General features: G+C 73.7%; 16 protein-coding genes. 10 read left to right on the forward strand and 6 right to left on the reverse strand.

The annotated features are described in order from the left end of the window. Positions 1-80: 80 nt before the first annotated feature. Positions 81-692, reverse strand: a complete 612-nt coding sequence (locus tag IE295_RS24690; protein ID WP_190065937.1) for a hypothetical protein — start codon at positions 690-692, stop codon at positions 81-83. Between the two features lie 134 nt (positions 693-826). Here IE295_RS24690 and npdG point away from each other — a divergent pair, with 134 nt between their 5' ends. Together npdG and IE295_RS24700 are read left to right on the forward strand one after the other, a co-directional pair. Next, on the forward strand, positions 827-1,540 hold the full coding sequence (npdG, locus tag IE295_RS24695; RefSeq protein ID WP_190065938.1) for an NADPH-dependent F420 reductase: 714 nt from the start codon (positions 827-829) through the stop codon (positions 1,538-1,540). A gap of 69 nt (positions 1,541-1,609) precedes the next feature. Continuing rightward, a complete protein-coding gene (locus IE295_RS24700) occupies positions 1,610-1,804 on the forward strand; it encodes a hypothetical protein (RefSeq protein ID WP_190065939.1) in 195 nt (64 codons plus the stop codon). Here the strand turns inward: IE295_RS24700 and IE295_RS24705 are convergent. Beyond that, on the reverse strand, positions 1,794-2,588 hold the full coding sequence (locus tag IE295_RS24705; RefSeq protein ID WP_190065940.1) for a site-2 protease family protein: 795 nt from the start codon (positions 2,586-2,588) through the stop codon (positions 1,794-1,796). The two genes, IE295_RS24700 and IE295_RS24705, sit on opposite strands and share 11 nt — an antisense overlap. 126 nt (positions 2,589-2,714) lie before the next feature. Between IE295_RS24705 and IE295_RS24710 the strand changes: the two genes are divergently transcribed. Next, complete coding sequence (locus IE295_RS24710; protein ID WP_190065941.1) at positions 2,715-6,122, forward strand: AfsR/SARP family transcriptional regulator; 3,408 nt, start codon at positions 2,715-2,717, stop codon at positions 6,120-6,122. A gap of 82 nt (positions 6,123-6,204) precedes the next feature. Here the strand turns inward: IE295_RS24710 and IE295_RS24715 are convergent, their stop codons facing one another. The 3 genes from IE295_RS24715 to panB form a co-directional block, all read right to left on the reverse strand. Then, a complete protein-coding gene (locus tag IE295_RS24715) occupies positions 6,205-7,029 on the reverse strand; it encodes an ABC transporter permease (protein ID WP_190065942.1) in 825 nt (274 codons plus the stop codon). Beyond that, on the reverse strand, positions 7,026-8,054 hold the full coding sequence (locus tag IE295_RS24720; protein WP_190065943.1) for an ATP-binding cassette domain-containing protein: 1,029 nt from the start codon (positions 8,052-8,054) through the stop codon (positions 7,026-7,028). The genes IE295_RS24715 and IE295_RS24720 overlap by 4 nt, the downstream gene beginning before the upstream one ends. Positions 8,055-8,181: 127 nt before the next feature. Continuing rightward, positions 8,182-9,051, reverse strand: a complete 870-nt coding sequence (gene panB, locus IE295_RS24725; RefSeq protein ID WP_190065944.1) for a 3-methyl-2-oxobutanoate hydroxymethyltransferase — start codon at positions 9,049-9,051, stop codon at positions 8,182-8,184. Positions 9,052-9,252: 201 nt separating this feature from the next. Between panB and IE295_RS24730 the strand changes: the two genes are divergently transcribed. From IE295_RS24730 to IE295_RS24750, 6 genes are all read left to right on the forward strand, one after another. Next, on the forward strand, positions 9,253-10,887 hold the full coding sequence (locus IE295_RS24730) for an MFS transporter (RefSeq protein ID WP_190065945.1): 1,635 nt from the start codon (positions 9,253-9,255) through the stop codon (positions 10,885-10,887). Beyond that, entirely contained in the window at positions 10,884-11,510 is a 627-nt protein-coding gene (locus tag IE295_RS24735) for a TetR/AcrR family transcriptional regulator (protein ID WP_190065946.1), read from the forward strand. The genes IE295_RS24730 and IE295_RS24735 overlap by 4 nt, the downstream gene beginning before the upstream one ends. A gap of 72 nt (positions 11,511-11,582) precedes the next feature. Then, positions 11,583-11,738, forward strand: coding sequence for a hypothetical protein (locus IE295_RS33735; RefSeq protein WP_224322875.1), 156 nt, complete (start codon positions 11,583-11,585; stop codon positions 11,736-11,738). 9 nt (positions 11,739-11,747) lie between these two features. Continuing rightward, positions 11,748-12,773, forward strand: coding sequence for an endonuclease/exonuclease/phosphatase family protein (locus IE295_RS24740; protein ID WP_190065947.1), 1,026 nt, complete (start codon positions 11,748-11,750; stop codon positions 12,771-12,773). Positions 12,774-12,830: 57 nt separating this feature from the next. Beyond that, positions 12,831-14,033: an MFS transporter gene (locus IE295_RS24745; protein WP_190065948.1), complete on the forward strand. Its 1,203-nt coding sequence runs from the start codon at positions 12,831-12,833 to the stop codon at positions 14,031-14,033. Further along, complete coding sequence (locus IE295_RS24750) at positions 14,008-14,229, forward strand: DUF2277 domain-containing protein (protein ID WP_190065949.1); 222 nt, start codon at positions 14,008-14,010, stop codon at positions 14,227-14,229. Before IE295_RS24745 ends, IE295_RS24750 begins: the two co-directional genes overlap by 26 nt. A gap of 16 nt (positions 14,230-14,245) precedes the next feature. On the opposite strand, the gene IE295_RS24755 is transcribed toward IE295_RS24750, so the two are convergent. After that, entirely contained in the window at positions 14,246-16,000 is a 1,755-nt protein-coding gene (locus tag IE295_RS24755) for an NAD+ synthase (RefSeq protein ID WP_190065950.1), read from the reverse strand. 181 nt (positions 16,001-16,181) lie between these two features. Between IE295_RS24755 and IE295_RS24760 the strand changes: the two genes are divergently transcribed. Then, positions 16,182-16,754 (forward strand): DUF4234 domain-containing protein, encoded by a 573-nt coding sequence (locus IE295_RS24760; RefSeq protein WP_224322874.1) that lies wholly within the window; start codon positions 16,182-16,184, stop codon positions 16,752-16,754. The last annotated feature ends 54 nt before the right edge of the window (positions 16,755-16,808 follow it).

Consider the following 16,808-nt stretch of genomic DNA (forward strand, 5'->3'; position numbering starts at 1 on the left):
GGGCACCATGGTGCGGGCGGGGAACGGCTCCGGCAAAACCATTTCTTTCGGTCAGGCGGGGCCGGCCGGCCGCCGGGGCGTCACCAGCGGTCGGGCGGCGGCGCGGTGAGCCGGTCGGCGAGGTGGGCCAGGCGGTCGCGGAAGCCGCGGCCGCGCGGGGCGGGCGGGGCGTTCTCCCCGGCCGCGGCGCTGACCAGGTGCTGGACGGTCTCCAGGTCGAGCTCCGCCGAGGCCGGCACGGCCAGCGCCTCGTGCGCGAGGGTGCGGAGGTCGCCGTGGCGCGCGTCGTCGCAGCCGTCGAGGGCCAGCACCGTCGCCCCGCAGCGCCGGGCGTCGTGCACCCGCTCCAGCAGCCCGTCCCCGGGTCGCTCCGGCGCCACCACCAGCAGCGTCTCCCCGCGCCGGGCCGCCTCCAGCCGGCCCAGCCCGACCGACAGGTGCGCGGGCGCGCCGGCCGGCACCCGGTGGCGCACGAGCGTGGGGCACAGCTCCGGGAGCCCGGCCCAGGCGGCCTCGTCGTCCAGGTGGGCGGCCAGGTGCCAGGGTTCGTACTCCGCGGTTCCCACCAGCAGCAGCCCCCCGCCGTGGGCGCCGACCGACGTCCGCAGCGTCCCCGCGAAGCCGCGGGCGGCCCGCAGCCACTCGGTCCCGGCGAGTGCCTCGCGCAGCAGCGCGACCCGTACGGCGTCCATGCGCCGCATCCTGCCCCAACCGCCGCACGGCGAAGCGGAGTTGCCGGGCGCCTCACCCGTTCGGGCGCGGGGGCCGGCCGGGCCCCCGCGCACCGGGCCGTCCAGGGGGAAAGCGGCGTGACAGTATCGCCGTCATGACTACTTCTGATGACGTGAAGGACGTGAAGAAGGCCCCGGCCAAGGATCCTTGGGACCTTCCCGATGTTTCCGGCCTGGTGGTCGGCGTGCTCGGCGGCACCGGCGACCAGGGCCGCGGCCTGGCCTACCGGCTGGCCAAGGCCGGCCAGAAGGTGATCATCGGATCGCGGGCCGCCGAGCGGGCCGCGGCCGCGGCCGGGGAGCTGGGCCTGGGCATCGAGGGCCTGGACAACGCCGAGTGCGCGCGCCGCAGCGACATCGTGATCGTCGCCGTGCCGTGGGACGGCCACGCCAAGGCCCTCGAGGCGCTGCGCGAGGAGCTCGCCGGCAAGCTCGTCGTCGACTGCGTCAACCCGCTCGGCTTCGACAAGCAGGGCGCCTACGCCCTCAAGCCGGAGGAGGGCAGCGCCGCGCAGCAGGCCGCCGCGCTGCTGCCCGACTCGCGGGTGACCGCCGCCTTCCACCACCTGTCCGCCGTGCTGCTCTCCGACCCGGAGATCGAGGAGATCGACACCGATGTGATGGTGCTCGGCGAGAAGCGGGCCGACACCGACATCGTGCAGGCGCTGGCCGGCCGCATCCCCGGCATGCGCGGCGTCTTCGCGGGCCGGCTGCGCAACGCCCACCAGGTGGAGTCGCTGGTCGCCAACCTGATCTCCGTGAACCGCCGCCACAAGGCGCACGCGGGGCTGCGCGTCACCGACGTCTGAGCCGTCCGGGGCATGGGGGACAATGACCGGGATCGTACGCACATGCGTCCCCGGACAGGAGCCGCCCCCATGCCCCGCCTCGCCCTCTACGCCCTCGCCGTGTGCGCCCTCGCGATCGCGGCGGCCGTCGTCTCGTTCGCCCGGGGCAGCTGGCTGGGCATCGTCTGGATCCTGCTGCTCGGCGTCTCGTCGAACATCGCCTGGTACTACGTGCGCAAGGCGAAGAACGACAAGGCGGCGGAGCAGGGCCGCGTCACGGGTTGAGCGACTCTATGGGGTTGCCCTCCCAGAAGCGGAACAGCCGCTGACCGTAAAAGGTGTCCCAGTCGCTCACGCCCAGGGCGCGCAGCACCGCGTCGATCATGTCGAAGAAGGCGTGGTTGACCTCGGGGATCCACAGGAAGCCGAAGACCGCGAGCAGGCCGAACGGGGCGAAGGGCTCGAGCTGGCGGCGGATCCCGTACGGCAGCCAGGGCTCGATCACCCCGTAGCCGTCCAGGCCGGGGACGGGCAGGAAGTTCAGGATCGCCGCGGTCACCTGCAGCAGGGCCAGGAACCCGAGGGCGTAGCGGAGGTTCTCCGGCACGCCGTCCAGGGCGTCCAGCCAGAACGGGGCGGAGACCACGAGCGCGAAGACGACGTTGGTCAGCGGGCCGGCGGCCGAGATGAGGCTGTGCTTCCAGCGGCTGCGGATGCGGTGGCGCTCGATGAAGACCGCACCGCCGGGCAGGCCGATGCCGCCCATGATCACGAAGATCACCGGCAGCACGATGCTCAGCAGGGCATGGGTGTAGGCGAGCGGGTTGAGCGTGAGGTAGCCCCTGGCCTCGACGGAGATGTCGCCGCCGTGCAGGGCGGTGCGCGCGTGCGCGTACTCGTGCAGGCAGAGCGAGACGATCCAGGCCGAGGTCACGAACAGGAACACCGGGAAGCCGGCGTTCGCCGCGAAGTCGGTCCACACAGCCCATATGGAGACCGCCATGATGGCGACGAGGGCGAGGAAGACGGGGCTGATGCGCCGCTCGCCGCGGGTCGCTTCGAATGCCATGTCTGAGTGCTCCTGGGGGAGGGAGGCCGCCGGGAACGCCCGGGGCGCGCGGATGTACCGGGCGACGGTACTCGGTGGGGGACGATATTTCGTAGCGCGAGATGCGCGCGGGGGGAGAATAAGGCAGTGCGTTACGGCATTCTCGGCAGCACCCAGGTCCATACCGACGACGGGAACCTCCTTCCCCTCGGCGGCGCCCGCCTGCGCGCGCTGGTGGCCGCGCTGGCCCTGCACCCCGGCCGGGTGGTGAGCCCCCGGGCGCTGATCGACGAGGTGTGGGACGGCGAGCCGCCCGCCGACGCCACGGGCGCCCTGCAGGCGCTCGTCGGCCGGCTGCGGCGGGTCGTCGGGCACGCCACCGTGGTCTCCGCCGACGGCGGCTACCGGCTGTGTGCCGAGCCCGACCACGTCGACCTGCACCGCTTCGAGCGGCTCGCCGACGAGGGCGAGCGGGCGCTGGCGGACGCCGACCCCGCCAAGGCGGCGGCGCTCCTCGACGACGCCCTCGCGCTGTGGCGCGGCCCGGCCCTCGCGGACCTGCCCGGTCGCACGGCCACGGCGGCCCGCTGCGACACCCGCCACCTCGCCGCGCGCCGCGGCCGCCTGGCGGCCGACGTCGCCCTCGGCAACGCCGCCGCGGCCCTGCCGGCCCTCGCCGAGCTCTGCGACGCCCACCCCCTGGACGAGCCCCTGCAGGCCCTGCGCCTGCGCGCCCTGCGCGACGCCGGCCGCCCGGCGGAGGCGCTGGCCGCGTACGCCGGGCTCGCCGGCACCCTGGCCGACCGGCTGGGCACCGACCCCGGCCCCGAGCTGCGCGCCCTCCACGCCGAACTGCTCGCGGGCCCGCCTCGGCCGGGCGGCCCAGGGCCCGCCGCCACGCCCGCCCGCCCCCGGGCCGATCACGCCGCGCCGCCCGCCGACGGGGACGCGCCCCGTGCGGGCGGTCCCGCACCCGCACCCGCAGCCGCGGCCGCGCCCGCGCCCGCCGCCCCGCCGCGTGGCAATCTCCGGGCGCGGCTGACCTCCTTCGTCGGCCGGGAGGACGACCTCGCGCTGATCCGGGAGGATCTCGGGCGGCACCGGCTGGTGACGCTGCTGGGGCCCGGCGGGGCCGGCAAGACGCGGCTGTCGCAGGAGGCCGCCGAGGCCGCCGCCATGGCGGGGGAGCGGTGGCCCGACGGGGTGTGGTTCGCCGAGCTCGCGCCCGTCGACGATCCGGAGACCGTGCCCGAGGCGGTGCTGACCGCGCTCGGGGCGCGCGAGACCGTGGTGCGCGGCACGACCGCCGAGGGGCTGCGCGCGGCCACCGACGCCACCGCCCTCGACCCGCTCGGGCGGCTCGCGGAGCACTGCGCGCGCCGCCGGATGCTGCTCGTGCTGGACAACTGCGAGCACGTCGTCGACGCGGCCGCCCTGCTCGCCGAGACGCTCCTCGCCCACTGCCCCGGCGTCGCCGTCCTCGCCACCAGCCGGGAACCCCTCGCCGTGCCCGGCGAGCTGGTGCGGCCCGTCGAGCCGCTGCCCGACCCCGTGGCCCTGCGGCTGCTCGCCGACCGGGGCGCCGCCGCCCGGCCCGGCTTCCGGGTGGAGGACGACCCCGCCGCGTGCGCCGAGATCTGCCGCCGGCTGGACGGGCTGCCGCTCGCCATCGAGCTCGCCGCCGCCCGGCTGCGGCTCCTCACCCCGCGCGGGCTCGCCGACCGCCTCGACGACCGCTTCCGGCTCCTGACGTCCGGCAGCCGTACCGTCCTGCCCCGTCAGCAGACGCTGAGAGCCGTGGTCGACTGGTCCTGGGACCTGCTGGACGAGCCCGAACGCGCCGTGCTGCGCCGCCTGTCCGTCTTCTCCGGCGGATGCGACCTCGCCCTCGCCGAGGAGGTGTGCGCCGACGGCACGGCCGTCGACGCCCGGGACGTGCCCGTCCTGCTCGGCTCGCTCGTCGACAAGTCGCTCGTGGTCGCCGCCCCTGCCGCCGACGGCCACATGCGCTACCGGCTGCTGGAGACCGTCGGGGAGTACGCCGGCGAGCGGCTGGACGAGGCCGGCGAGCGGGCCGCGGTGGAACGGCTCCACCTCGTCGCCTTCCGCGAACTGGCCCGTACCGCCGACCCCTTGCTGCGCGGCCCCGAGCAACGCGACTGGCTGGAGCGGCTCGAGCTCGAGCACGACAACCTCCGCTCCGCGCTGCGCCGCGCCCTGGCCGCGCGCGACGAGCAGGAGGCACTGTGCCTGGTGCTGTCCCTGGGCTGGTTCTGGCAGCTGCGTGACCACCGCGCCGACGCCCGGCACTGGGCGGAGGCCGCCGCCGCGCTCGGCCCGGACCCCTTCGCCGAGCCCGTGACGCCCGCCCCGCCGCTCCACGGCACCTGCACGGAGGTGCCCCCGCCGCTGCCGCCCGACCTGCTGGAGGAGGCACGCCGGGGCGTACGGCTGATCGCGATCTCCAACGTGGACGCCAACATGCGCGAGATCGGCGACCCCGAGATGCAGCGGCTGCTGCGCGGCATCGTCACCGCCTACGGCGACGGACAGCCGCAGAACTGCCGGGTGCCGGGCATGATGTGGTACTACGCGATCCTGATGACCGGCGCCGCCGACGACATGTACACGGTCCTCGACGACGCCGTGGAACGCTGCCGCCGACTCGGCTACCGCTGGGAGCTCGCCAACATGCTCCAGCTGCGCGCCAAGGTGCTCAACGACAGCCCCGACCGGACCGGACAGGCCATCGCGGACGCCGACGAGGGCCTGGAGCTCTTCCGCGGCCTCGGCGACTCCTGGGGCGTGGCCGAGGCGCTGGCCGGCCGCGGCGAGACCCTGGAGAAGCACGGCAGGTTCGCGGCCGCCGCCGACGACTACCGCGAGGCCGTCGACCGGGTCCTCGAGCTGGGCTCCGCCGGCCAGGTGCCGATGCTGCGGGCGCGCCTGGCCACGGTGCTGGCCGAGGACGGCGCCCTCGGGCCGGCCCAGGCCGAGGAGATCTACCGCGAGGCGCTCGCCGACGCGCAGCGGATCAGCCCGGACGTGGCCGCCTTCGTCCAGGTCCAGCTCGGCTGCCTCCTCGGCCGCAACGGGCGCCCGGCGGAGGCCCGGGAGATCTTCGAGGCGCTGGCCGAGGACTTCGGGGAGCGGGCCATCGTCGTCTTCGAGGCGTTGATGGACGGGCTGCTGGCCTGGCTGGACACCCTCCAGGGGCGCCCGGGGGACGCGCTGCCCCGGCTGCGCAGCGCCCTGGGGAAGTCCGATGACCCGCTCAGCCGGCTGATCGCGCCCCAGCTGGCCCCGGCGCAGCTGCTCAACGCCGGTCACGCCTACGCCGTGCTGGGCGGCGAGGCCGACGCCCTGAGGGCGGCCCGGCTGTTCGGCGCCTCCGCCGCGCTGCGCCCCGCGGTCTTCCACGTGATGTCGATGGAGCGCGAGATCCTCGAGGCCGGGGCGGAGGCCGCCCGTGCCGTCGTGGGCGCCGAGGCGTACGAGCGCGCGTACGCCGAGGGCGCCGGCCTCTCCCTCGTGGAGGCCGCCGCCCTCGTATGACGCGCGTCGTGGTCCGGCCCCGCCGGCCCGGTCCGGCTCAGGTCCAGCGGCCTCACCTGCTGCCGCCTCTGCTCCCGCCGCCTCAGGTCTTGTTGCGGAACTTGGCGACCGCCAGCGGTGCCGTCACCAGCGTGATGCCGGCGGCCCAGGCCAGCGTCATCCACACCGAGTGGGCCACCGGACCGCCGTTGATCAGGTGACGGGCGGCGTCGGCGAGGTTGGACAGCGGGTTGTACTTGGTGAAGCCCTCGAGCCAGCCGGGCATGTTGCTGGTCGGCGCGAAGATGGAGCTTCCGAACTGCAGCGGCAACAGGACGATCATCGCGACCCCTTGGACGGCCTGGGCCGTCTGCAGCGACAGGCCCAGCAGGATGAAGATCCACATCAGTGAGGCGCCGAAGACCATGGCGAGCGCCACCGCCGCCAGCAGGTGCAGCACCGAGGTGCTCACGGTGAGGCCGATCGCGAAGCCCATGCCCAGCAGGATCGTGGTCGCGATGAGCATCCGGCCGACCTCGACGACGATCTTCGCTATGAGGACGGAGGACCGGGCGATCGGCATGGTGCGGAAGCGGTCCATCACCCCCTTCTTGAAGTCGTCGTTGATGCCCGTGCCGACGGCCATGGCGATCTGCATGCCCATCATCGCCATCAGGCCGGGGACCAGGTAGTTGACGTACTCCTTCTCGTGCCCCTTGCCGGCGATGGAGCCGCCGAAGACGAAGGTGAACAGCAGGATGAAGACGACCGGCATCAGCAGGGCGTCGAACATCGACTCCGGGTCCTGCTTGATCTGCAGCATGTTGCGCCGCGCGAGCGCCCCGATGTGCCGCAGGTTGGCCCGCAGGCCGATCCGGCCCTCGTGGGCGGGCGCCGCCGTGGGCGCGCTGACCGTCGCCGCGCTCATGCCGCGACCTCCTGGAACTCGTCGGTGCGGATGTCCTGCTCGCCACCGGGGGCGGACGTCTTCTGGCCCGTGACGGCGAGGAAGACCTCGTCGAGGCTGGGCAGGTGGGTGCTGATCCCGGCGAGGGCGAAGCCGCGCTCGCCCAGCAGGCCCACCACGGCGGTCAGCTGCTCGTCGCTGACGATCGGGACGTTGACCACGCCCTCCGCCACGTCGGCGGTGGCGCCGGCGATGCCGTCGAGACCGGCGCGGGTGACCTCCCCGGCCAGCCGGTGCAGGTCCGCCGGGTCCGCCGGGCGGACCTGCAGGGTGCGCCCGCCGACCTTGGCCTTCAGCTCGTCGACGCGGCCGCCGGCGATCACCCGGCCGCGGTCGATCACCGTCAGCTCATGGGCGAGCTGCTCGGCCTCCTCCATGTACTGCGTGGTCAGCAGGACGGTGGTGCCCTCGCCGACCATCCGCTGCACCTCCTCCCACACCTCGTTGCGGGTGCGGGGGTCCAGGCCGGTGGTGGGCTCGTCCAGATAGAGCACCGCGGGCCGGCCGATCATGGAGGCGGCCAGGTCGAGCCGGCGGCGCATGCCGCCGGAGTAGGTCATGGCGGGCCGCTTGGCGGCCTCGGTCAGCGAGAAGCGCTCCAGCATCTCGTCGGCCCGCTGCCGGGCGTCCTTGCGGGAGAGGTCGAGCAGCCGCCCGATCATGTAGAGGTTCTCGCGTCCGGAGAGCTTCTCGTCGACGGAGGCGTACTGGCCGGTGAGCCCGATGATCCGGCGCAGCTGCCGGGGCTGGCGCACCACGTCACAGCCCGCGACGCGGGCGGTGCCCGCGTCCGGCCGGATGAGGGTGGACAGGCAGCGGACCAGCGTGGTCTTGCCCGCGCCGTTGGGGCCGAGGACACCGAGGACCGTGCCCTCGCGCACGTCCAGGTCGACCCCGTCCAGGGCCTTCGTCTCGCCGAAGTGCTTGACCAGGCCCCGGACTTCGACGGCGTTCCCGCCGCTTCTGGGGATGTCTTTTCGCGTCATGCCGACTACGGTGCCGGCCCCCGCCGACAACGTGCAGACAGCTGCCCGGCGGCGGGGGCCGGGCGCCGACAGACCGCCGACACCGCGCCGACGGACCGGCCGGCACCCGGCCCCCGCACGGGGCGGATCAGTGGAAGGAGTGCTCCTCGGCCGGGTACGCCCCGCCGACGACGTCCTCCGCGAAGGCCTTGGCCGCGTCGCCCAGGGCCTCGCGCAGCTGTGCGTACTGCTTGACGAAGCGCGGCACCCGGCCGTTCGTCATGCCGGCCATGTCGGTCCACACCAGCACCTGGGCGTCGCACTCGGCGCCGGCGCCGATGCCGACGGTGGGGATGTGCAGCACGCGGGTGACCTCGGCGGCCAGCTCCGCCGGGACCAGCTCCAGCACGACCGCGAAGGCGCCCGCGTCCTGGACGGCCTTGGCGTCGCGCAGCAGCTGCGCCGCCGCCTCCTCGCCGCGCCCCTGCACGGGGTAGCCGCCGTAGGCGTTGACGGACTGGGGGGTGAGGCCGATGTGCGCCATGACCGGGATGCCGGCCTGGACCAGCAGCTCGATCTGGTGGGCCGAGCGCTCGCCGCCCTCCAGCTTGACCGCGCCGACGCCCGCCTCCTTCACCAGCCGGGTGGCGCTGCGCAGCGCCTGGACGGGACCTTCCTGGTACGAGCCGAAGGGCAGGTCGCCGACGATCAGGGCGCGCTTGGTGCCCCGTACGACGGCGGCCGAGAGGAGGGTGATCTCGTCCATGGTGACGGGCACCGTGGACTCGTAGCCGAGGTGACAGTTGCCCATGGAGTCGCCCACGAGCATGACGGGGATGCCGGCCTCGTCGAAGACGGAGGCGGTCATCGCGTCGTAGGCGGTGAGCATGGGCCACTTCTCGCCCCGCGCCTTGGCGGCGGCGATGTCGCGGACGGTGATGCGCCGAGAGCTCGTTCCGCCGTACAGCGCCTTGGTGTCCTTCGGGCTGCTGTCGGGCGTCTTCACGGCATGCGTCATGACCATGGCTCCTGTATGTGTCGTCTCGAGGCGCCCTGACGGCGTCCCCGGATCACCTCCATGCTGACACGGCCCGGCCGGGCGCGGAAGTGAGCCCCGGGATCGGCCGGAAGGGTGGCCGGAGGCGGCCGTGCGTGCGGCGTGCGCAAAGTCCTTCCCATACGAGACGGGACCGTTCCGGAAGTGACCTAGGGTGTGCTCATGGCAACCCCCGACACCGCCTCCCCGCCGCCCCGCAAGGTCCCCGAGGCCGTGCACCGCAGGCGCTGGGCCGTCCTGGGCGTGCTGCTGAGCAGCCTGCTCGTGGTCGTCCTGGGCAACTCGGTCCTCAACGTCGCGATGAAGACGATCGCCGCCCCCGCACCCGAGGGGCTGGGCGCGACCCAGAGCGAGCTGGAGTGGGCGATCAACGCCTACACGCTCGTCTTCGCCGGAATGCTGTTCACCGCCGGACTGCTCGGCGACCGGTGGGGCCGCCGGCGGGTCCTGATCTTCGGCATGGCCGTCTTCGGCGTCGGCTCCGCGCTCGCCTCCATGGCCGGCTCCCCCGAGGAGCTCATCGCCTACCGCGCCCTCATGGGCTTCGGCGGCGCGTTCGTGATGCCCTCGACGCTCGCCGTCATCATGAACGTCTTCGAGCGCGAGGAGCAGCCCAAGGCCATCGGCATCTGGGCCGGCGCGGTCGGGCTCGCCATCGCCATAGGGCCGATCACCGGCGGCATCCTGCTCAGCCACTTCTGGTGGGGCTCGGTCTTCCTGATCAACATCCCGATCGTCACCGCCGTCCTGATCGCGATGGTGGTGCTGGTGCCCGACTCCAGGAATCCCCGGCCCGGCCGGCTCGACCCGCTGGGGGTGCTGCTGTCCGTCGTCGGGCTCGTCCTGCTGGTGTACGGCATCATCAAGGGCGGCCAGCTCGCCGACTTCACCGACCCCGAGGTCTACGGCACGGCCGGCGGCGGCCTGCTCGTGCTCGTCCTGTTCGTCCTGCACGAGCGGCGCAGCACCCACCCCGCCATGGACGTGCGCTACTTCCGCAACCCGGCCTTCTCGGCGGCCGTCGCCTCGCTGGCGCTGGTCTTCTTCGGGCTGATGGGCGTCACCTTCTTCATGGTCTTCTACACCCAGAGCGCCCGGGGCTTCACCCCGCTGCAGAGCGGGCTGCTGATGCTGCCGCTCGCCGCCGCCCAGATGGTCTTCGCGCCGCGCACCCGGATCGTCGTCGAGCGGTTCGGCGCGCGGGCCGTGTGCACCGGCGGCATGCTCGTCATGGCCGCGACGATGGCCGGCTACGCGTTCCTGGACACCGACACCCCCATCTGGATCCTGGAGGTCCTCTTCCTCTTCCAGGGCGCCGCGATGGCGCACATCACGCCGCCCGCCACCGTCTCGATCATGCAGTCGCTGCCCCGCGAGAAGGCGGGCTCCGGCTCGGCGGTGAACAACACCTTCCGGCAGATCGGCGGCGCCCTCGGCGTCGCCGTGCTCGGCTCGCTGCTCTCCACCGTCTACCGCGACGGCGTCTCCGACCGCCTCGCGGCCGTCCCCGGCCTGAGCGAGGAGGCCCGGCACGCGGCCGGCGAGTCCCTCGAGGCCACCCTCGCCACCGCCCGGGAGCTCGGCCCGGCGGGACGCGAGCTCGTCGGCCCGGCCCACGACGCCTTCATCCACGCCATGCACGTCACCGTCCTCGGCGCCAGCGCCTTCGCCCTGCTCGGGGCGCTGGTCGCGGTGCTCTTCCTGCCCGCCAAGGACGCGGCCCGCGCCACGGCCGGAGCCGCGGGCCCGGCCCCCCGGGCGCGGCAGGCCGAGGCGGAGAGCGGAGCGGAGGGATGACCGGCGGAGGCGGCCCGGGCACGGGTCCGGCCGCCGCACCGGCCGAGCGCCGCGGCCGTCCGCGCAGCGCGGCCGTCGACACCGCCGTCGTCGAGACCGTGCTGCGGCTGCTCGAGGACGGCGTCGGCGTCGCCGAGCTGTCCATGGAGCGCATAGCCCGCGAGGCGGGCGTCGGCAAGGCCACCGTCTACCGGCGCTGGGCGGGCAAGGAGGCGCTGATGCTCGACGTGCTGCGCTCCCTCGACGAGGCCGTGCCCGGCCCCGCCGGCGGCTGCGTGCGCGACGACCTCGTCGCCCTGCTGGAGTTCCTGCGCCGACGGGGCCTGGCCAAGCGCTCCTCCGCCGTGCTGCGCACGGTCGTGGCGCAGGTGCAGGCGCGGCCCGCGCTGTGGGCCGAGTACCACGACACGGTCGTGGCGGCCCGGCGCGAGGCGTTCGAAGCGGTGCTGCGCCGGGGCATGGCGAGCGGGGAGATCCGCGCCGACCTCGACACCGGTCTCCTCACCGATCTCTTCGTGAGCCCGATGCTCTCCCGCGCGCTGTTCCACGAGTGGCGGGAGCTGCCGGAGGGCCTGTCCGAGCGGATCGTGGACACCCTGCTGGAGGGCGTACGGCCCGCCTGAGACGGCCACTGGGACGCCCGTGCGCGGCGCCCGCGCGGCTCACGCGGGGGACTCGCCCCGAATGTGCCCGTTGTGTCACAGCACCCTGGCACGACCCGCTCCGCAGGAACCCCGCCGGGCCGGACGCTCGTCCTCCTCCCCGACGCCCCGCCCAGGGGTGTCCGGGTGAGCCCCGCCGTCATGATCACCTATGGTCGGGTGGCGGGGAAGCAGCAGACGGAGCAGTGAGGACAGCGGATGCCGCAGGCATACATGGAGGAGACGGGTCTCGAGGGCACGGGTCCGGAGCGGACCGGCTCCGGATTCCGCGACTTCCTGAGCCGGACGCGGGAGCAGTGGAGGGGCCCGGACGTCTGGCGGCGCGGCGTGGTCGTCGCGGCCGTGGCCGTCCTGCTCGGCCTGCTGATGCTGCTGCACGCCGACATCCCCAACCGGGTCGGCAACCTCGGCAGCCTCACCGAGACGTTCCTGCCCTGGCTGGGCCTGCTGATCCCGGTGCTGCTCGCCCTCGCGCTGCTGCGCCGCTCGGCGACGGCCCTGATAGCCCTGCTGCTGCCGGCCGTCATCTGGGTCAACCTCTTCGGCGGCCTGCTCAGCGACAAGTCCGGCAAGGGCGGTGACCTCACCGTCGCCACCCACAACGTCAACGCCCAGAACCCCGACCCCGCCGCCACCGCCAGGGCCGTCACCGCCTCCGGCGCCGACGTGGTCGCCCTGGAGGAGCTCAGCGACGCCTCCCGCTACGAGCGGGCGCTGGCGGACACGTACAAGTACCACGCCGTGCACGGCACGGTCGGCGTGTGGAGCAAGTACCCCCTCTCCGACGACCGCCCCGTCGACATCCAGATGGGCTGGACCCGGGCGCTGCGCGCCACCGTCCAGACCCCGCGCGGCCCGGTCGCCGTCTACGTCGCCCACCTGCCGTCGGTGCGGGTGAAGTTCAACGCCGGCTTCACCGCCGGGCAGCGCGACAACAGCGCGGAGGCCCTGGGCCGGGCCATCGCCCGCGAGCCCGTGCAGAAGGTCGTCCTCCTCGGCGACCTCAACGGCACCATGAACGACCGCTCGCTCGCGCCCGTCACCTCGCAGCTGCGCTCGGCGCAGGGCGCGGCCGGCGACGGCTTCGGCTTCAGCTGGCCGGCGAGCTTCCCCATGGCGCGAATCGACCAGATCATGGTGCGCGGCATGGACCCGGTCTCGGCGTGGACCCTGCCGGCCACGCCCAGCGACCACCTGCCGGTGGCCGCCCGCGTCAAGGTCTGACCGGACGACCCGTAGGGTGGAGGGCTGCCCACCGCACCCTCCTCCGAAAGGCCCCCCATGCCTCTGGCGCTGCTCGCCCTCGCGATTTCCGCCTTCGGCATAGGGACGACCGAGTTCGTCATGATGGGCCTGCTGCCCAACGTCGCCGACGACCTGGGCACTTCCGTCCCCACCGCCGGCTACCTGGTCTCGGCCTACGCCCTCGGCGTCGTGGTCGGAGCGCCCCTGCTCACCGCCCTGGGCGCCCGCATCCCGCGCAAGCGCATGCTCGTCCTGCTCATGGCGCTCTTCACGGTCGGCAACCTGGCCTCCGCGCTCGCCCCCACCTTCGGCCCGCTCGTCGCCGCCCGGGTGCTGGCCGGCCTGCCGCACGGCGCCTTCTTCGGCGTGGGGTCCGTCGTCGCCGCCCGGCTGGTCTCCCAGGGGCGGCAGGCCCGGGCCGTCGCCACGATGTTCCTCGGCCTGACCGTCGCCAACATCGTCGGCGTCCCCGCCGCCACCCTGCTCGGCCAGCACCTCGGCTGGCGCGCCACGTTCCTCGTCGTCGCGGTCATCGGGCTGCTGGCCATGGCCGCCCTCCTCGCGCTCGTCCCGCAGGTCCCGCGCGAGGAGCAGGGCGGCCTGGGCCGGGAACTGCGCGCCCTGGGCGGGCGGCAGGTGCTGCTGGGCCTGCTGACCGCCGTCTTCGGCTTCGCCGGCGTCTTCGCCGTCTACAGCTACCTCGCCTCGATCAGCACGCGCGTCACCGGCTTCTCCGAGACCTCGGTGCCCGTCGTCCTGGCGCTCTTCGGCACCGGCATGACGCTGGGCGCCCTCGTCGCCGGCCCCCTCACCGACCGGGCCCTGCGCCCCACGCTCTACGGCTCGCTGGCCGCCCTGGCGGCGGTGCTGGTGCTCTTCGACCTCACCGCCCACGTGAAGTGGGCGGCGCTGGTGACGGTCGTGCTGCTGGGCGCCGTCGGCTTCATGACGACCACGCCCCTGCAGATGCTGGTCATGCACAAGGCCCGGCACGCGCCGACGCTGGCCGCGGCCTCCAACCACTCGGCGTTCAACCTCGCCAACGCGGGCGGCGCGTGGCTGGGCGGCGCGGCCATCGCGGCGGGCTGGGGCTGGACGTCCCCCACGCTGGTGGGCGCGGCGCTGGCCGCGGTGGGGCTGGCCATCGCGGTGACGGCGGGCGCGCTGGACCGTGACAGCGGGTCACGGGTGGTCGCGGGTGCACACTTGGAGCATGTGCCGCAGCATCAAGACGCTTAGGCCGCCGGTGACGCCGGAGGTCCGGGAAGAGGACGTGCGCGCGGCCGCGCTGCAGTACGTCCGCAAGGTCTCCGGTTTCCACGCCCCGGCCGCGCACAACCGTGCCGTCTTCGACGAGGCCGTCGACGCGGTGGCGGAGGCGACGGCCCGGCTGCTGGACGGGCTGGTCGTGCGCGGCGGTCCGGCGCGCACGTAGCCGGGGGACCTCCGGATCAGACCGTCTCGCGCCAGCCGTTGGTGATCGGCAGGCGGCGGTCCTTGCCGAAGCCCTTGGGGGAGATCTTGGTGCCCGGGGGGTACTGGCGGCGCTTGTACTCCGCCGTGTCGACCAGGCGCAGGATGCGCGTCACGAGCTCCGCCTCGAAGCCCTCCGCGACGATCGAGGCCAGGCCCCGGTCGCGGTCGACGTAGAGCTCCAGGATCCGGTCGAGCACGTCGTAGTCGGGCAGCGAGTCCGTGTCCACCTGACCGGGGCGCAGCTCGGCGCTCGGCGGCTTGGTGATGGAGTTCTCCGGGATGGGCGGGGTCTCGCCGCGCTCGGCCGCCGCCCGGTTGCGCCAGCGGGCGAGGCGGAAGACGCCCGTCTTGTAGACGTCCTTGATCGGGCCGTACGCGCCGACGGAGTCGCCGTAGAGCGTGGAGTAGCCGCACGCCAGCTCGGACTTGTTGCCCGGGGCCAGGACGATGTGGCCCTCCTGGTTGGAGATCGCCATCAGCATCGTGCCGCGCAGCCGCGACTGGAGGTTCTCCTCCGCGAGGCCGGTCAGGCCCAGCGCGCCCATGTACGCGTCGAACATCGGCGCGATCGGCACGGTGCGGAGGTGCAGGCCGGTGCGCCGGGCGAGCTCCTCGGCGTCGGCGAGGGAGTGCTCGGAGGAGTAGCGCGAGGGCATGGCCACGCCGTGGACGTTCTCCGCGCCGATCGCGTCGCAGGCGATGGCGGCGACGAGCGCCGAGTCGATGCCTCCGGACAGGCCGATCAGGACACTGCGGAAGCCGTTCTTCCGTACGTACGCCCGCAGGCCCGTCACCAGCGCCGTGTAGACCTCCTCGTCGTCGCCCAGGTGCGCCACCCGGCCGCCGGTGAACTCCGGCTCGCGGGCGGGCAGGGGGTCGGCGGAGAGCGTGACGTGCTCGATGCGCAGTCCGTCGTCGACGACCCCGGAGGGGACCTCGGCCGGGGCGTCGGGCAGCTCGAGGTCGAGCACCACGCAGGTCTCCTCGAACTGCGGGGCGCGGGCGATGATCGTGCCGTCGCGGTCGGCGACGATCGAGTCGCCGTCGAAGACCAGTTCGTCCTGGCCGCCGGTCATCGCCAGGTAGGCGAGGGTGCAGCCGGCCTCCTGGGCCCGCTTGCGCACCAGGTCCCGGCGGGTGTCGTCCTTCTCGCGCTCGTACGGGGAGGCGTTGACGGACAGCAGCAGCCCGGCTCCGGCGGACCGCGCGGCGGGCACGCGGCCGCCGTCCTGCCAGAGGTCCTCGCAGATGGCGAAGGCGATGTCCACGCCGTGGAGGCGGATCATCGGCAGCGTGTCGCCGCGCACGAAGTACCGGAACTCGTCGAAGACGCCGTAGTTGGGCAGGTGGTGCTTGGCGAAGGTCAGCACGGCCTCGCCGCGGTGCAGCACGGCGGCGGCGTTGCGCGGGGCGCCGGCGGGCCGGCCCAGCTCGTCGCGGAACTCCTCGCGGCGGTCGAGGTAGCCGACGACCACCGGCAGCTCCCCGAGGCCCTCCTCCCGGAGGCGGGCGGCGAGCGAGCGCAGGGCTTCCCGGCTGGCCTCGACGAAGGACGGCCGCAGGGCCAGGTCCTCGACGGGATAGCCGGTCAGCGCCATTTCGGGGAACGCCACCAGATGGGCTCCCCGCTCGGCGGAATGCCGGGTCCAGCGCATGATCGTCTCGGCGTTCCCGGCGATGTCGCCGACGCGGGAGTCGATCTGGTTCAGGGCGAGACGAAGGTGAGCCACGCCACCAGTTTAATCGTCTGACTGACGCAATGTCGTGTGAGGGCGACCACGTAAGGGGCCGGAAAGGACATGTCCCTGGCGACAAAATGTGATCTTGTGACAAGCTGCGCGATCTACCCGTGGCGAATTCCGGCCGCGGGTTCATTGATGTTTTGTCAGAGAATTCCCTTAAGGAGACTCGTTGAGCACGCAGCCGCCGCAGTGGGGTCCGCCGTCCCCGAACAGCAACCCCTACCCTCCGGCCGCGCCCGCCCACAACCCCTACCAGGGCGGTTACCCCCAGCAGCAGGCGCCCGCGGGCTACGGCTACCCGGCGGCCGCCCCGGCCCCCGGCTACCCGCAGCAGGGTGCGGCCCATTTCGGCCTGTCGATGAAGCGCCGCAACCCCTTCGCCGCCTGGCTGGGCCTGCCGCTCATCACCTTCGGCATCTACGGCCTGGTCTGGTACTACAAGATCAACAAGGAGATGGCGGAGTTCGACAACCGCCGCCAGGTCAACCCCGCGATGTCGCTTCTCGCCGTCACGCTGGGCATTTTCCTGATCGTGCCGCCGTACGTCTCGCTCTACAAGACCGGCGCGCGCATCCGCGACGCGCAGCGCGCCGCGGGCCTGGTGCCCACCTGCAGCGGTGGCCTCGGCCTGCTGCTGGGTCTCCTCGGCTTCTACTCGCTCTACTACCAGATCGAGCTGAACAAGGTCGTCGACCACTACGGTCAGGTCCAGCCCGGCACCCAGGTGCCGCTGGCCGTCTGATCCACGCGCCTGTGAAGGGGCCCGCGCCGCATCCGGCGCGGGCCCCTGGTGCGT

It is taken from the genome of Streptomyces griseocarneus (assembly GCF_014655595.1).
Classification (GTDB): domain Bacteria; phylum Actinomycetota; class Actinomycetes; order Streptomycetales; family Streptomycetaceae; genus Streptomyces; species Streptomyces griseocarneus.

Bases quoted from the DNA above. Each gene is read 5' to 3' on its own strand.
- IE295_RS24730 (WP_190065945.1), top strand. From the start codon at position 9,253: ATGGCAACCCCCGACACCGCCTCCCCGCCGCCCCGCAAGGTCCCCGAG.
- IE295_RS24715 (WP_190065942.1), bottom strand. From the start codon at position 7,029: ATGAGCGCGGCGACGGTCAGCGCGCCCACGGCGGCGCCCGCCCACGAG.
- IE295_RS24735 (WP_190065946.1), top strand. From the start codon at position 10,884: ATGACCGGCGGAGGCGGCCCGGGCACGGGTCCGGCCGCCGCACCGGCC.
- IE295_RS24745 (WP_190065948.1), top strand. From the start codon at position 12,831: ATGCCTCTGGCGCTGCTCGCCCTCGCGATTTCCGCCTTCGGCATAGGG.
- IE295_RS24705 (WP_190065940.1), bottom strand. From the start codon at position 2,588: ATGGCATTCGAAGCGACCCGCGGCGAGCGGCGCATCAGCCCCGTCTTC.
- IE295_RS24720 (WP_190065943.1), bottom strand. From the start codon at position 8,054: ATGACGCGAAAAGACATCCCCAGAAGCGGCGGGAACGCCGTCGAAGTC.
- IE295_RS24690 (WP_190065937.1), bottom strand. From the start codon at position 692: ATGGACGCCGTACGGGTCGCGCTGCTGCGCGAGGCACTCGCCGGGACC.
- IE295_RS24750 (WP_190065949.1), top strand. From the start codon at position 14,008: ATGTGCCGCAGCATCAAGACGCTTAGGCCGCCGGTGACGCCGGAGGTC.
- IE295_RS24740 (WP_190065947.1), top strand. From the start codon at position 11,748: ATGCCGCAGGCATACATGGAGGAGACGGGTCTCGAGGGCACGGGTCCG.
- panB (WP_190065944.1), bottom strand. From the start codon at position 9,051: ATGACGCATGCCGTGAAGACGCCCGACAGCAGCCCGAAGGACACCAAG.
- npdG (WP_190065938.1), top strand. From the start codon at position 827: ATGACTACTTCTGATGACGTGAAGGACGTGAAGAAGGCCCCGGCCAAG.
- IE295_RS24700 (WP_190065939.1), top strand. From the start codon at position 1,610: ATGCCCCGCCTCGCCCTCTACGCCCTCGCCGTGTGCGCCCTCGCGATC.